General features: G+C 53.1%; 15 protein-coding genes. 14 read left to right on the forward strand and 1 reads right to left on the reverse strand.

Annotated elements, in window-relative coordinates; translation table 11 throughout:
• Positions 1-30 precede the first annotated feature (30 nt).
• The 14 genes from atpE (at position 31) to phoU (ending at position 14,472) form a co-directional block, all read left to right on the forward strand.
• A complete protein-coding gene (gene atpE, locus ACL2XO_RS01085) occupies positions 31-270 on the forward strand; it encodes a F0F1 ATP synthase subunit C (RefSeq protein ID WP_132924133.1) in 240 nt (79 codons plus the stop codon).
• A gap of 63 nt (positions 271-333) precedes the next feature.
• Positions 334-804, forward strand: coding sequence for a F0F1 ATP synthase subunit B (gene atpF / locus ACL2XO_RS01090; protein ID WP_132924132.1), 471 nt, complete (start codon positions 334-336; stop codon positions 802-804).
• Positions 805-818: 14 nt separating this feature from the next.
• On the forward strand, positions 819-1,352 hold the full coding sequence (gene atpH, locus ACL2XO_RS01095) for a F0F1 ATP synthase subunit delta (protein WP_132924131.1): 534 nt from the start codon (positions 819-821) through the stop codon (positions 1,350-1,352).
• A 12-nt stretch (positions 1,353-1,364) separates the two neighbouring features.
• The gene (gene atpA, locus ACL2XO_RS01100; protein ID WP_413726147.1) at positions 1,365-2,906 is read left to right on the forward strand and encodes a F0F1 ATP synthase subunit alpha; all 1,542 of its coding nucleotides are present in this window, start codon (positions 1,365-1,367) and stop codon (positions 2,904-2,906) included.
• Positions 2,907-2,956: 50 nt separating this feature from the next.
• Positions 2,957-3,823, forward strand: coding sequence for a F0F1 ATP synthase subunit gamma (atpG, locus tag ACL2XO_RS01105; protein ID WP_132924129.1), 867 nt, complete (start codon positions 2,957-2,959; stop codon positions 3,821-3,823).
• A 32-nt stretch (positions 3,824-3,855) separates the two neighbouring features.
• Complete coding sequence (gene atpD / locus ACL2XO_RS01110) at positions 3,856-5,238, forward strand: F0F1 ATP synthase subunit beta (RefSeq protein ID WP_132924128.1); 1,383 nt, start codon at positions 3,856-3,858, stop codon at positions 5,236-5,238.
• A 20-nt stretch (positions 5,239-5,258) separates the two neighbouring features.
• Positions 5,259-5,681, forward strand: a complete 423-nt coding sequence (locus ACL2XO_RS01115; RefSeq protein ID WP_132924127.1) for a F0F1 ATP synthase subunit epsilon — start codon at positions 5,259-5,261, stop codon at positions 5,679-5,681.
• Between the two features lie 355 nt (positions 5,682-6,036).
• Complete coding sequence (gene glmU / locus ACL2XO_RS01120) at positions 6,037-7,416, forward strand: bifunctional UDP-N-acetylglucosamine diphosphorylase/glucosamine-1-phosphate N-acetyltransferase GlmU (protein ID WP_132924126.1); 1,380 nt, start codon at positions 6,037-6,039, stop codon at positions 7,414-7,416.
• 173 nt (positions 7,417-7,589) lie between these two features.
• Positions 7,590-9,422: a glutamine--fructose-6-phosphate transaminase (isomerizing) gene (gene glmS, locus ACL2XO_RS01125; RefSeq protein WP_413742015.1), complete on the forward strand. Its 1,833-nt coding sequence runs from the start codon at positions 7,590-7,592 to the stop codon at positions 9,420-9,422.
• A gap of 484 nt (positions 9,423-9,906) precedes the next feature.
• Positions 9,907-10,947, forward strand: coding sequence for a phosphate ABC transporter substrate-binding protein PstS (gene pstS / locus ACL2XO_RS01130; protein WP_413726150.1), 1,041 nt, complete (start codon positions 9,907-9,909; stop codon positions 10,945-10,947).
• 62 nt (positions 10,948-11,009) lie between these two features.
• Positions 11,010-11,969, forward strand: a complete 960-nt coding sequence (pstC, locus tag ACL2XO_RS01135) for a phosphate ABC transporter permease PstC (protein WP_132924122.1) — start codon at positions 11,010-11,012, stop codon at positions 11,967-11,969.
• Between the two features lie 20 nt (positions 11,970-11,989).
• Complete coding sequence (pstA, locus tag ACL2XO_RS01140; protein ID WP_413726865.1) at positions 11,990-12,862, forward strand: phosphate ABC transporter permease PstA; 873 nt, start codon at positions 11,990-11,992, stop codon at positions 12,860-12,862.
• A 39-nt stretch (positions 12,863-12,901) separates the two neighbouring features.
• Complete coding sequence (gene pstB / locus ACL2XO_RS01145; RefSeq protein WP_132924120.1) at positions 12,902-13,678, forward strand: phosphate ABC transporter ATP-binding protein PstB; 777 nt, start codon at positions 12,902-12,904, stop codon at positions 13,676-13,678.
• 14 nt (positions 13,679-13,692) lie between these two features.
• Positions 13,693-14,472: a phosphate signaling complex protein PhoU gene (phoU, locus tag ACL2XO_RS01150; RefSeq protein WP_132924119.1), complete on the forward strand. Its 780-nt coding sequence runs from the start codon at positions 13,693-13,695 to the stop codon at positions 14,470-14,472.
• Positions 14,473-14,579: 107 nt separating this feature from the next.
• On the opposite strand, the gene yieH is transcribed toward phoU, so the two are convergent.
• Positions 14,580-15,263, reverse strand: coding sequence for a 6-phosphogluconate phosphatase (gene yieH / locus ACL2XO_RS01155; protein ID WP_413726151.1), 684 nt, complete (start codon positions 15,261-15,263; stop codon positions 14,580-14,582).
• Positions 15,264-15,629: the final 366 nt, after the last annotated feature.

Raw genomic sequence — 15,629 nt, forward strand, 5'->3', positions numbered from 1 at the left:
CGTTTAATCTGAAACAAACTGGAGACTGTCATGGAAAACCTGAATCTCGATCTGCTGTACATGGCTGCCGCTGTGATGATGGGTCTGGCGGCAATCGGTGCTGCGATCGGTATCGGCATCCTGGGTGGTAAATTTTTGGAAGGTGCTGCGCGTCAGCCGGATTTGATTCCCCTGCTGCGTACACAGTTCTTTATCGTTATGGGTCTGGTTGACGCCATCCCCATGATCGCTGTAGGTCTGGGACTGTACGTGATGTTTGCTGTAGCGTAGTGTGTATCATTGCGTGATTTTAATACAACATCAATCCGTTAACTTTATAAGAGGCATTGTGCTGTGAATCTTAACGCAACAATCCTCGGCCAGGCCATCGCGTTTGTCCTGTTTGTCCTGTTCTGCATGAAATACATATGGCCGCCGCTGATGGCAGCCATCGAGAAGCGTCAAAAAGAAATTGCTGACGGTCTCGCTTCTGCGGATCTTGCCAAAAAAGAGGTGGACATAGCGCAAGCCAATGCGACCGATCAACTGAAGAAAGCGCGAGCCGAAGCCCAAGCAATCATTGAGCAAGCCAATAAACGGAAAGCTCAGATTGTGGACGAAGCGAAAGCGGAAGCAGAAGACGAACGCAATAAAATCGTGGCGCAGGCCCAGGCTGAAATCGAAGCCGAAACCAAACGCGCTCGCGAAGAGTTGCGCAAGCAAGTCGCACTGCTGGCTTTAGCGGGTGCCGAGAAAATTATCGAACGTTCCGTGGATGAAGCTGCCAACAGCGACATCGTTGATAAACTGGTCGCTGAACTGTAGGGAGGGAGGGGCTGATGTCTGAATTAGTAACTGTAGCTCGCCCCTACGCCAAAGCAGCTTTTGACTTTGCCGTCGAGCACCAAAGCGTTGAACATTGGCAGGATATGTTGTCGTTTACCGCTGAGGTAAGCCGCAACGATCAGATGGCGGAACTGTTATCCGGCGCTGTCGCTCCGGAGACGCTGTCGGATACGTTTATCGCTGTCTGTGGTGACCAACTCGACCCGGCGGGCCAGAACCTGATCAAGGTCATGGCCGAAAATGGACGCTTGGCGGTCTTGCCGGATGTGCTGGAACAGTTTATTCATCTGCGCGCGGCGCAGGAATCGACTGTGGAAGTGGAAGTCATTTCCGCAAGCCAGCTAAAAGATGAGCAACTGGCGAAGATTACTGCTGCGATGGAAAAACGTCTGGCACGCAAAGTTAAGCTGAATTGCAAAATTGATAAGTCTGTCATTGCCGGCGTAATTATTCGTGCAGGCGATATGGTGATAGATGGCAGCGTTCGCGGTCGTCTCGAACGCCTGACAGACGTATTGCAGTCTTAAGGGGACTGGAGCATGCAACTGAATTCCACCGAAATCAGCGAACTGATCAAGCAGCGCATTGCTCAGTTCAATGTGGTGAGCGAAGCTCACAATGAAGGTACGATCGTTTCCGTGAGTGACGGTATTATCCGTATTCATGGTCTGGCTGAAGTGATGCAGGGCGAAATGATAGCACTGCCCGGCAATCGCTTCGCCATTGCCCTTAACCTGGAACGCGACTCTGTCGGCGCCGTGGTGATGGGGCCTTATGAAGACCTGGCCGAAGGCCTGAAGGTCAAATGCACCGGCCGTATTTTGGAAGTGCCGGTGGGTCGCGGCCTGTTGGGCCGCGTGGTGAATACCCTGGGCGCTCCCATTGACGGGAAAGGTCCGGTTGAACATGACGGTTTCTCCGCGGTCGAGGCGATTGCCCCGGGCGTTATCGAACGTCAATCCGTCGATGAGCCGGTGCAGACCGGTTATAAATCCGTCGACGCCATGATTCCTATCGGTCGCGGACAGCGCGAACTGATTATCGGCGACCGTCAGACCGGTAAATCCGCCCTGGCTATCGATGCGATTATCAACCAGCGCGATTCCGGCATTAAATGCGTTTATGTCGCCATCGGCCAGAAAGCCTCCACCGTGGCTAACGTGGTGCGAAAACTGGAAGAACACGGCGCCCTGGCCAATACCATCGTTGTGGTGGCCACCGCGTCCGAATCCGCCGCTTTGCAATATCTGGCGCCGTATTCCGGCTGCGCCATGGGCGAATATTTCCGCGACCGCGGCGAAGATGCCCTGATCATCTATGATGATTTGTCCAAACAGGCCGTGGCATACCGTCAAATTTCCCTGCTGCTCCGTCGTCCGCCAGGACGTGAAGCTTATCCTGGGGACGTATTCTATCTCCATTCCCGTTTGCTGGAACGGGCATCCCGCGTAAATGCCGAGTATGTTGAAGCGTATACCAAGGGTGAAGTGAAGGGCAAAACCGGTTCGCTGACCGCATTACCGATCATCGAAACCCAGGCGGGTGACGTTTCAGCGTTTGTTCCGACCAACGTGATTTCCATCACCGACGGCCAGATCTTCCTGGAATCCAGCCTGTTTAACGCCGGTATTCGTCCTGCGGTAAACCCCGGTATTTCTGTATCTCGCGTGGGCGGTGCCGCTCAAACGAAGATCATGAAAAAACTGTCCGGCGGTATCCGTACAGCTCTGGCGCAGTACCGTGAATTGGCGGCCTTCTCCCAGTTCGCATCCGATCTGGATGAAGCTACCCGCAAACAGTTGAATCACGGTCAGAAAGTGACTGAATTGCTTAAACAGAAACAGTATGCGCCCATGTCGGTGGCTCAGCAGTCTCTGGTGCTGTTCGCGGCGGAACGCGGTTATTTGGAAGACGTTGAGCTGGCGAAAGTCGGTGATTTCGAAGCCGCGCTTGTAGCCTATGTTGACCGCGAACAAGGCGATTTGATGCAACAAATCAACCAGACCGGCGCTTATAACGATGATATCGAAGGCAAGCTGAAAGGCATCCTCGATAGCTTCAAGGCAACCCAGTCCTGGTAATGCGCCGCGGTCTGCTTCGGCGGGCCGCCAAGCTATGAGGAGGAGCAGAGATGGCCAACGCAAAAGAAATACGTACCAAGATCGCCAGCGTACAGAACACGCAGAAGATCACCAAAGCGATGGAGATGGTTTCCGCTTCTAAAATGCGAAAATCTCAAGATCGCATGGCGGCCAGCCGTCCTTATGCAGAAACGATGCGTAATGTGATTGGTCACCTTGCTTTGGGAAATCTGGAATATAAACACCCCTACCTGGAAGAACGCAAGGTTAAGCGCGTCGGGTATCTGGTGGTTTCCACCGACCGTGGTCTGGCCGGCGGTCTGAACATTAACCTGTTCAAAAAAGTGCTGACGGATATGAAGGGCTGGAGCGAGAAAGGCGTTGAATCCGAACTGGCTGTTATCGGATCCAAAGGCGTCTCTTTCTTCAATGCCATCGGCAGTAAAGTTGTCGCCCAGGTCACCGGTATGGGGGATAACCCCACCTTGTCGGAACTGATCGGTCCGGTAAAAGTCATGCTGCAGGCCTATGACGAAGGCCGTCTTGATAAGCTCTATATTGTCAGCAATAAATTCATTAACACCATGTCCCAGGTTCCGCAGCTTTTGCAGGTTTTACCCCTGCCGCCCGCGGAAGACGATGAAAATCTGAAGAAAAAAACCTGGGATTATCTGTATGAACCTGATCCCAAGTCCCTTTTGGATACGCTGCTGCGTCGTTATGTGGAATCTCAGGTTTATCAGGGCGTCGTTGAAAATCTGGCCAGTGAACAGGCCGCGCGCATGGTGGCGATGAAAGCTGCAACGGACAACGGCAGCAGTCTCATTAAAGAACTGCAGCTGGTTTACAATAAGGCTCGTCAATTCAGCATCACTCAGGAAATCACCGAGATCGTTTCGGGAGCCGCCGCAGTTTAGGTTAGGGTTACGAATTACGTAGAGGATTCAAGATGGCTACTGGAAATGTTATCCAGGTTATCGGCGCCGTGGTTGACGTCGAGTTCCCGCAAGATGCCGTACCTAAGGTGTACAACGCGCTTGAAGTGGAAAACGGTGCCACCAAATTGGTGCTGGAAGTTGAACAGCAATTAGGCGGCGGCGTCGTACGTTGCATCGCCATGGGCACATCCGACGGTTTGCGCCGGGGCCTTAAAGTGACCAACCTGGAACGTTCGATTGAAGTCCCCGTGGGTAAAGCCACACTGGGACGTATCATGAATGTGCTGGGTCAGCCTGTTGATATGAAAGGCGATATCGGCGAGGAAGAACGTTGGTCAATCCATCGTCCGGCGCCGAGCTATGAAGATTTGTCGAGTTCCCAGGAATTGCTGGAAACCGGCATCAAGGTAATAGACCTGATGTGCCCGTTTGCGAAGGGCGGTAAAGTGGGTCTGTTCGGCGGCGCCGGTGTCGGTAAAACCGTTAACATGATGGAACTCATCCGTAATATCGCCATCGAGCATTCGGGTTATTCAGTGTTTGCCGGCGTGGGCGAACGTACCCGTGAAGGGAACGACTTCTACCACGAAATGACCGAATCCAACGTTATCGACAAAGTATCGTTGGTCTACGGCCAGATGAACGAGCCGCCGGGAAACCGCCTGCGCGTGGCGTTGACCGGGCTGACCATGGCAGAAAAATTCCGTGATGAAGGCCGCGACGTCCTGCTGTTTATCGATAATATCTATCGTTATACCCTGGCCGGGACGGAAGTGTCCGCACTGCTGGGCCGTATGCCGTCGGCGGTAGGTTATCAGCCGACGCTGGCGGAAGAAATGGGCGTGCTGCAAGAACGCATCACCTCCACCAAAACCGGTTCTATTACCTCCGTGCAGGCCGTTTACGTCCCGGCGGATGACTTGACCGACCCGTCTCCGGCAACGACCTTCGCCCACCTTGACGCCACCGTGGTATTGAGCCGTCAAATCGCTTCCCTGGGTATCTACCCGGCGGTTGACCCCCTCGACTCCACCAGCCGTCAGCTGGACCCGCTGGTGGTGGGACAGGAACATTACGACGTTGCCCGCGGCGTGCAATCCACTCTTCAGCGTTATCAGGAGCTGAAAGATATCATTGCCATCCTGGGTATGGACGAGCTGTCGGAAGACGACAAGCTGGTGGTATCCCGCGCTCGTAAGATCCAGCGCTTCCTGTCTCAACCGTTCTTCGTTGCCGAAGTATTTACCGGTTCGCCGGGTAAATATGTTTCCCTGAAAGACACGATTCGTGGCTTTAAAGGCATCATGGACGGGGAATATGATCACCTGCCTGAGCAGGCGTTCTATATGGTGGGTTCCATTGATGAAGCAGTGGAAAAAGGCAAGAAACTGTAACGCTGTGAGAGGAGGGTGATATGGCTGCAAATACTTACCATCTGGATGTCGTCAGCGCGGAACAGAAAATGTTCTCCGGGCTGGTGGAAAAAATCCAGGTGACGGGGAGCGAAGGCGAGCTGGGTATTTATCCCGGTCATGCCCCGCTGCTCACTGCCATTAAGCCCGGTATGGTGCGTATCGTTAAAGAGCATAGCGAAGAGGAGTACATTTACCTGTCCGGTGGTGTGCTCGAGGTGCAACCCAGCATCGTTACCGTGCTTGCCGATACCGCTATTCGAGGCAAAGATCTGGATGAAGCGAGAGCGATGGAATCCAAGCGCATGGCGGAAGAGCATATCAATAATTCCCACGGCGACGTGGATTATGCTCAAGCCTCGGCTGAATTGTCGCGGGCTATGGCTAAATTGCGGGTTATTGAATTAACCAAACGGTCCATGTGATCAAGTCATCATCCATAAAAGGCCGGTCAACATGACCGGCCTTTTTTATTAAGGAGCCAGAAAATGTCCTGGATAGCGAATCTCAGTCACCTTTGCCGTCAGGTAAGGTTCTTAATTTCAGCCGCAAAATAAGTACGGCCTCCGAATCTCCCTATGGGGCCGCCATTGCTGTCAAAATAGCCTTTAATTTCCCTTCTTTTGCCCACGGATTGTCCAGCAGGCCCGGTTAAGGTTAATATTTTAGCTGGTACGGGTATTCTGCGGCCATATTGCATTTTTCTGACCAAAATATGTAGTAATCCCTGTTATGAACGGGTTTACTTTCGTCTATTGAATTTGATTCATCAGGATAGTTATGTCGAATCGAGCAATGAGCGTGGTGATACTTGCCGCGGGTAAAGGCACCCGCATGTATTCTGATCTGCCTAAGGTGTTGCACCCCCTGGCGGGAAAACCGCTGATTAGCCATGTTATCGATGCCGTTAGTACGCTAAACACCGAACATATCCATCTGGTTTACGGTCATGGCGGCGAATTATTACGGGAAAGGCTGGCGGACGGCGGTTCCCGATTGAACTGGGTGCTGCAATCCGAGCAGCGTGGCACGGGACACGCGGTACAGCAGGCGCTGCCCTATTTGCTTGATGATGAAGATGTGCTGATCCTGTATGCCGATGTTCCGCTTATCGCTCCCGAGACCCTCAAGCGTTTGCTGGCGGCCAAACCGGACGGCGGTATCGGCCTGTTGACCGTGACGCTGGACGATCCTTCCGGCTATGGGCGCATCGTGCGTGAAAACGGGCAGGTTACCGGCATCGTGGAGCAAAAGGATGCCTCGGAAGAGCAGCGCCGGATTAACGAAATCAATACCGGCATTATGGTGGCGGCGGGCGTGGATCTGAAGCGCTGGTTAGGTTCGCTGAACAATAATAATGTGCAGGGCGAGTATTACCTCACCGACATCATCGCCATGGCCTGGCATGAAGGACGGCAAATCAATACCGTGCAGCCAGGGCGGCTGTGGGAAGTGGACGGTGTGAATAACCGCCGCCAGCTGGCGGTGCTGGAGCGGGCCTATCAGCAGCAACTGGCGGAGGAGCTGTTGCTGGCCGGCGTCATGATTTGCGACCCGGCCCGCTTTGATCTGCGCGGTGAACTCAGGCACGGACGCGATGTGACCATTGATACCAATGTGATTATCGAAGGCCGCGTGGCGCTGGGCAATAACGTGGTCATCGGCACAGGCTGTGTCCTGAAGGATTGCGATATCGGCGATAACGTGGTCATCAGCCCTTATTCGGTAATAGATGGCGCCATATTAAGCGCCAATGCCTCCGTCGGACCGTTTGCCCGGCTGCGTCCCGGTTCGGAACTGGGAGAAGGCGCCCATGTGGGCAACTTTGTCGAAATGAAAAAAGCCCGGCTCGGCAAAGGCTCGAAAGCCGGACATTTGAGTTATCTCGGTGATGCCGAGATTGGCGCCGCGGTGAATATCGGCGCAGGCACCATCACTTGTAATTATGACGGCGCCAATAAGCATCAGACTATCATCGGCGATGACGTTTTTGTCGGTTCGGATACTCAACTGGTGGCACCGGTTACCGTAGCCAAGGGGGCGACCATCGCCGCCGGCACCACCATAACCTGCGATGTGGGTGAAAACGAGCTGGTGCTTAGCCGGGTGAAGCAAACGCATATCAGCGGCTGGCTGCGGCCGGTCAAGAAAAAAAAATAAGACATACATCCTAAATAGTTCGAGTTGCAGGAAAGCCAACGCGCCTGCAACGTGAAGTATGACAGGCATAACAATACCCCGCTCTACAGGCTCGGGGAAACCGGATAACCGGAATCGGTCGGATCAACGATATCGAAACGGCTCGTCAGGGCCGTTCATTAGGAATAACACAGATGTGTGGAATAGTAGGTGCAGTAGCCCAACGTGATATTGCTGAAATACTGTTGGAGGGGTTACGCCGGCTGGAATATCGCGGCTATGATTCCGCGGGTTTGGCGGTGGTGGATAATCAGGGACAGTTGCAGCGTCTGCGCCGGGTAGGCAAGGTCAGTGCGCTGTCCCGGGCGGTGGAGGAACATCCCCTGGCCGGAGGCACCGGGATAGCCCATACACGTTGGGCTACCCACGGCGAGCCGTCGGAATCCAATGCTCACCCCCATGTCTCAGGTCATATCGTGGTGGTGCATAACGGTATCATTGAAAATTTTGAATCCCTGCGCAGTGGCTTGATAGAACGGGGATACCGTTTCGCTTCCGAAACCGATACCGAAGTGATCGCCCATCTGGTCCATTGGGAACAGTCGCAGCACGGCGGTACGCTGGCGGAAGTGGTATTGCGGGTTATCCCGCAACTACGCGGCGCTTACGGCACGGTTATCATGGACAGTAAAGACCCCAGCGTGCTGGTGGCCGCACGTTCGGGCAGTCCGCTGGTGATAGGTCGCGGCGTGGGTGAGAATTTCCTGGCTTCCGATCAGTTGGCCCTGTTGCCGGTCACCCGGCGCTTTATCTTTTTGGAGGAAGGGGACGTTGCCGAAGTCACTCGCCGTACCGTGCGGGTGTGGGACATCCAGGGCAATCCGGTGGAACGGGAAGAGATTGAATCCCAGGTGAAATACGATGCCGGTGATAAAGGCCTCTATCGCCATTACATGCAAAAAGAGATTTTTGAACAGCCGCAGGCCATCAAAAATGCCCTGGAAGGCCGGTTCACTCACGGCGAAGTGACCCTGCCGGAGTTGGGCGAAGAGGGGAACAAGCTGTTATCGCAGGTGAAATATGTTCAGATTATCGCCTGCGGAACCTCCTTCCATTCCGCCATGGTGGCGCGCTATTGGTTTGAAGCGCTGGCCGGCATGCCCTGCGATGTGGAAATCGCTTCTGAATTCCGTTATCGAAAATCCGCCGTGCGGCCCGGCAGTCTGCTTATTACCCTTTCCCAGTCGGGCGAAACCGCCGATACCCTGGCGGCGTTACGTCTGACCAAAGGCCTAGGTTATCTGGGTTCGCTTGCGGTGTGTAACGTGCCAGGTTCGTCACTGGTGCGGGAGTCCGATTTAGCGCTGATGACCAAAGCCGGCACCGAAATCGGCGTGGCGTCCACCAAGGCCTTCACGACTCAGCTCACGGTGCTGCTGATGCTGGTGGCCCGTATCGGCCGACTGCGGGGCATTGACGGGGAGGTTGAGCGGCAGATTGTTCATGCCCTACAGGCCCTGCCGGCGCGCATTGAGCAAATGCTGGCGCTGGATAAGGCCATCGAAGCGCTGGCGGAAGGATTTATGGATAAACATCACGCCCTGTTCCTGGGACGGGGAGCTTTATATCCTATCGCCATGGAAGGAGCGCTGAAGCTGAAGGAAATATCTTATATCCATGCCGAAGCCTATGCCGCGGGTGAATTAAAACACGGTCCGCTGGCGCTTATTGATAGCGAAATGCCGGTTGTCGTGGTGGCGCCGAATAACGAGTTACTGGAAAAACTGAAATCAAATATTGAGGAAGTCCGCGCCCGGGGCGGCCAACTCTATGTCTTTGCCGATCAGGACGCCGGTTTTATCGATGACGACGCCATGACGATAATTCCGTTGCCCCACGTGGAGGATATCGTTGCGCCGATTTATTACAGTGTCCCCTTGCAGCTATTAGCCTATCACGTAGCTTTGATCAAAGGCACCGATGTTGATCAACCGCGTAATTTGGCGAAATCAGTTACTGTCGAATGATAATCTAACATCCGCAGCCTATCTGAGGGCTGCTTTTATAATCTGTAGCTGAATAGATCCGGTATGCTCTTCAAAAAGCATACCGGTTTTTTTCAGGCTAAAATCGTTATCTAACGGATTTATCGAAACCACCGATACTTAGGGCCGTTTTTTTCGTTGTTTATCAGAACCAGGCTTCCCACATTGCCCCGACATTAAAGGAATCAAGGTGCTTTCATCTTAACAAGTAAATGAGAATTGCCGTTCTATGTTGGTGGTTGTGCATTCCAAACATCATGAGCAATGACATCCTATATTCATAATTCGCTTGGCACCGCAGCCAATCCTAACTATATTTGAATCGCGTATTTTAGAATGAATCCAGTCATAAAAATGTCACATTACTGACATGTGACTGTCACCTAATTGTCCTATTTTCCTTCCTGCAGCTCTATAATTAAAGAAAGCGGCCTCTGGCCGATTTTAATATCCCACAGGAGGGATTATGAAACAGATGCATACAGCCGTTGCCAGCCTTGTTGCAGCTACATTCGCCTTGGCGAGTTTTTCTTCGTTTGCTGCTGCCAGTCTGACCGGCGCCGGCGGTACTTTCCCTGCCCCGGTTTATGCTAAATGGGCCGACACGTACCAAAAAGAAACCGGCACCAAAGTCAACTATCAAGGTATCGGTTCCTCTGGCGGCATTAAACAAATTGAAGCGAATACCGTTGATTTCGGCGCATCCGACGCCCCTTTAAGCGATGCTGATCTAAAATCAAACGGCCTGTTCCAGTTTCCCACCGTTATCGGCGGGGTCGTGATGGCGGTGAATATCCCCGGCATCAAAACCGGCCAGCTGACCCTGGACGGCCATACCCTGGGTGAAATCTATCTGGGTAATATCAAAAAATGGAACGACCCTGCCATCACCAAACTTAACCCGGGCGTTAAGCTGCCCGATCAGAATATCGCCGTGGTCCGCCGCGCTGACGGTTCGGGCACCTCTTATGTCTTCACCAGCTATCTGTCCAAAGTCAATGACTCCTGGAAACAGAAGATTGGCGCGGGCACCACGGTTAACTGGCCGGTGGGCTTGGGCGGTAAAGGCAATGATGGCGTAGCCGCGTTCGTTCAGCGTTTACCCGGCGCCATCGGTTATGTTGAATATGCTTACGCCAAGCAAAACAACCTGCCTTATACCAAGCTTATCTCCGCCGACGGCAAGCCGGTCGAGCCGAATCAGGATAACTTCAGCAACGCGGCCAAGGGCGCTAACTGGAAGGAGTCGTTCGCTCAAGACCTGACTAATCAGAAAGGCGATAATGCTTGGCCTATCACCTCCACAACCTTCATAATGCTTCATACCGCGCAGACCAAGCCGGAACAGGCGAAGGAAGTCTTCAAATTCTTCGACTGGGCTTATAACAAGGGCGGTGAGCAGGCCAATGCCCTTGACTATGCTACCCTGCCGACAGAAGTAGTTGCCCAGATTCGCGCCGCATGGAAAGCGAATATCAAAGACACCAACGGTAATGCGCTGTACTAAGCAAATGTGTTTCTTCCCTTCCTTGATGGGAAGGGAATACGAACCCACTGAAAGAGTATCCTATGGCTGACAATATGCCGGTACAGCATGCCCCCGGTAAAAAAGGCGACCTGATTTTCGGTACGTTGGTCAGACTTGCCGCCCTCATTACGCTGTTAATGTTGGGCGGCATTATCGTCTCGCTGATTGTTGCCTCATGGCCGAGCATCGAAAAGTTCGGTTTTGCATTTCTCTGGACCAAGGAGTGGGATCCACCCGGCGAGCAGTTTGGCGCGCTGGTGCCCATTTACGGTACGCTGGTAACCTCTTTCATTGCTTTGCTGATAGCCGTGCCGGTGAGTTTCGGCATCGCGCTGTTTCTGACAGAATTGGCGCCTGCCTGGTTAAAAAGACCGCTTGGCGTGGCCATTGAATTATTGGCTGCCATCCCGAGCATTGTTTACGGCATGTGGGGCCTGTTTGTCTTCGCACCGCTCTTCGCTCAATATTTCCAACAACCCCTGGGCGACGTATTGTCCAATATTCCCTTTGTCGGAGTATTGTTTCAGGGACCGGCGTTCGGCATAGGTATTCTGGCGGCGGGCATTATCCTGGCCATTATGATCATTCCCTATATTGCCGCCGTGATGCGCGATGTGTTCGAGCAAACGCCGGTAATGATGAAAGAGTCGGCCTACGGGATCGGCTGCACCACTTGGGAAGTTATCTGGCGCATCGTGCTGCCTTTCACCAAAAACGGCGTTATCGGCGGCGTTATGCTGGGCCTGGGGCGTGCGTTGGGCGAGACCATGGCGGTGACGTTTATTATCGGCAATACCAACCAGTTAACCAGTATTTCCCTGTTTATGCCCGGCAACAGCATCACCTCGGCGCTGGCGAATGAATTCGCGGAAGCGTCGGCAGGCCTGCATACCGCGGCGCTGATGGAACTGGGGCTGATTCTTTTTGTTATCACCTTTATCGTCCTGGCCTGCTCCAAGTTCATGATCATGCGTTTGGCGAAAAATGAGGGCGTGAAATAATGGCCACTGTCGAACATCAGATGACCCATACCCCCTCGCAAATGGAAGCCCGGCGTAAAAGACAGGCCTGGCGCCGCCAGAAAAACCGGTTGGCGCTGTTTTTATCGCTCATCACCATGGCGTTCGGCCTGTTTTGGCTCTGCTGGATTTTATTGACTACGGTAAGCCGCGGCTTCGAGGGATTGTCGTGGTCTTTGTTCACCGAAATGACCCCGCCGCCCAATACCGCCGGCGGCGGTCTGGCCAATGCCCTGGCGGGCAGCGGCTTATTGATCCTCTGGGCGACTATCGGCGGCACGCCGCTGGGCATAATGGCCGGGATTTACCTGGCGGAATACGGACGTAAATCCTTTCTGGCGGAGGTGATTCGGTTTATCAACGATATCCTGCTGTCCGCGCCTTCCATTGTTATCGGTCTGTTTGTTTACACCCTGGTGGTGGCGAAAATGGAGCATTTCTCCGGCTGGGCCGGCGTGATTGCCCTGGCGCTTTTACAGGTGCCCATCGTTATCCGCACCACGGAAAATATGATGCGGCTGGTGCCCGATACCATGCGTGAAGCCGCTTATGCCCTCGGCACGCCGAAATGGAAGATGATCTCCGCCATTACGTTCAAGGCGTCTATTTCGGGTGTTATCACCGGCGTGCTGCTTGCGGTGGCGCGTATCGCCGGCGAGACGGCGCCGCTGCTGTTTACGTCGCTCTCCAACCAGTTCTGGAGCACTGACCTGATGCAGCCCATCGCCAACCTTCCGGTCACCATATTCAAGTTCGCCATGAGTCCGTTTCCCGAATGGCAACAGCTGGCTTGGGTAGGGGTATTGCTGATTACCCTGTGCGTTTTGCTGTTGAATATCATCGCACGGATCATTTTTGCCAAAAAAACCAATTAAGAGTCAGGCGCCGACGCGTCTTTGAAAGAGAGAGTGTGCATGAGCAGGATAAACAACGCCACCGACAGCAAAATACAGGTCCGCGATCTGAATTTTTATTACGGCAAATTCCATGCGCTTAAAAATATCAGTCTTGATATTGCCCGTAATCAGGTGACAGCATTTATCGGTCCATCCGGTTGTGGCAAATCCACCCTGTTGCGCACCTTCAATAAAATGTACCAGCTTTATCCCGATCAGCGTGCGGAAGGGGAAATTCTGCTGGATGGGGAGAATATTCTTACCGATAAGCGCGACGTGTCTTTATTGCGCGCCCGCGTCGGTATGGTTTTTCAGAAACCGACGCCTTTCCCTATGTCAATTTATGACAATATCGCCTTCGGGGTGCGTTTATTTGAGAAGCTGTCCAGAACGGAAATGGAAGAACGGGTACAGTGGTCGCTGACAAAGGCGGCGCTGTGGAACGAGACCAAAGACAAGCTGCACCAAAGCGGCTACAGCCTGTCCGGCGGTCAGCAGCAACGTTTATGTATTGCGCGGGGCATTGCCATCCGGCCGGATGTTTTGTTGTTGGATGAGCCCTGTTCCGCGTTGGATCCTATCTCCACCGGGCGCATTGAAGAGCTGATTTCAGAATTGAAAACGGACTACACCGTGGTGATTGTTACTCATAATATGCAACAGGCAGCGCGTTGCTCGGATCACACGGCATTTATGTATCTCGGCGAGTTAATCGAATACAGCGATACTGACAGTATCTTTACCGCTCCAAAGAATAAACAAACCGAAGATTATATTACTGGCCGCTATGGTTAATCACGGGATATATCATGGAAAATCTGAATCTTAATAAACATATCTCCGGCCAGTTTAACGCTGAACTGGAGCACATCCGCACTCAGGTCATGGCCATGGGCGGCCTGGTGGAGCAACAGCTCACCGACGCCATCAGCGCCATGCACAGTCAGGATGAGGAGTTGGCCAAACGGGTCGTGGCCGGCGACGTTAAAGTGAATATGATGGAAGTGTCCATTGATGAGGCCTGCGTGCGCATCATTGCCAAACGCCAGCCCACCGCCAGCGATTTGCGGCTGGTGATTTCCATCATCAAAACCATCTCCGAACTGGAGCGTATCGGCGACGGGGCTGACAAGATTTGCCGTACCGCCCTGGAAAAATATTCCCAGCAGCACCTGCAGATGCTGGTGAGCCTGGAGTCGCTGGGCCGTCATACCATTCAAATGCTGCATGATGTTTTGGATGCGTTTGCCCGCATGGATTTGGATGAAGCCATCCGGATTTATCGGGAAGATAAAAAGGTGGATCAGGAATACGAGGGCATTGTCCGTCAGCTGATGACCTATATGATGGAAGATCCGCGCACCATACCGAGCGTACTCACCGCCCTCTTTTGCGCCCGATCCATTGAGCGTATCGGCGACCGCTGCCAGAATATTTGCGAATATATCTTTTACTTCGTCAAAGGACAGGATTTTCGCCATGTGGGCGGCGATGCGTTGGAAACATTGCTGACCGGCACCGGTAGGGATGTGTCCAACGATCTGGCGGCGCAGGCGCCGGATGAGAATCCCATTCCGCCGACGGAATAAAGGCAGCGTTTTACATCCGCTGGTTATCAAATGTGATAACCAGCGATAGCCGCTCTGCCCGTATTGAGTTCAATTGCCCCATCTTCCTGGCGAATTAAACGGCCCGATCATATCAATGCCGACGGCGTCCGCGTCAATATCCAGCCCCGCTCATGCCACAGCGCCGGCAATTGGCCCATGGCATCGAAGCGGGTCACCAGCGGATGGTCAATCGGCGGATTAAGTGGATCGGCGCAGTAATAGAACACCGGAATACCGGCGGCAATACCGGCCTGGGTTCCGGCGGCGGAATCCTCCACCAACAGGCATTGATTCACCGGCACCTGTAATTGGGCGGCGGCATGGTAAATAATGGCCGGGTCCGGTTTCCACCGTTGCAGATCGTAGCCGCTGTACAGCCGGTTTTTGAAAAAGGGTAGTAATTCCGTCAGCCCAAGGGAGTGCTGCATTTTGCTCACCGGTCCGTTGGATACCACCGCCAGCGGTACGATTATCTGCTGCAACAGTTCTCGGATTCCCTCGATAGGCGCCAGGCGCTCATCAAACAGACGCGCCACTTCGGCACGATACTCGGTTTCCAGTATGTCCACACGCTGATACAGCGGGTACCGCTGTTTAACGCGATCGATGATTTCGTAGAGTTTTATCCCTTTGAATTCTTTGACGACCTGTTCCAGAGTGATGTGAATACCGTATCTGGCGAACAAAATGACATAGGCTTCGCAGCAGAGAATCTCGCTGTCCACCAGCGTGCCGTCGCAATCAAACAATACGCATGAAATATCCGTCATTACCCCTGGCCTTTTATCAGCATTCATCGCTCTGAATAATACTTTACCTCATTGCGCCGCGGAAAGGATCGTTAATAACCGCGGGCCGGCCGGCGCGCCACGGCCAGGGCCGGCAATAAGAACAGCGGGCGGAAGGGACCGCTTTGGCGGAGCCGATGATGTGCCTTAAGGGTAATTCTACACACTGTTATTATGATAATAATAGCCATTTAAAATAATAAATGCTTATAAATCAATGTATAAATTAATCATCTATGACTCATGATCCATTTTATGTGTTTTATGTGTGTAAAATTACACACTGATCACATTTACTATTCACTTAACATGTTTTAATCATTCCACCTCTTCAAGCCGGGAATTAAC

The organism is Sodalis sp. RH15 (genome assembly GCF_047324255.1).
Taxonomy (GTDB): domain Bacteria; phylum Pseudomonadota; class Gammaproteobacteria; order Enterobacterales; family Enterobacteriaceae; genus Acerihabitans; species Acerihabitans ligni.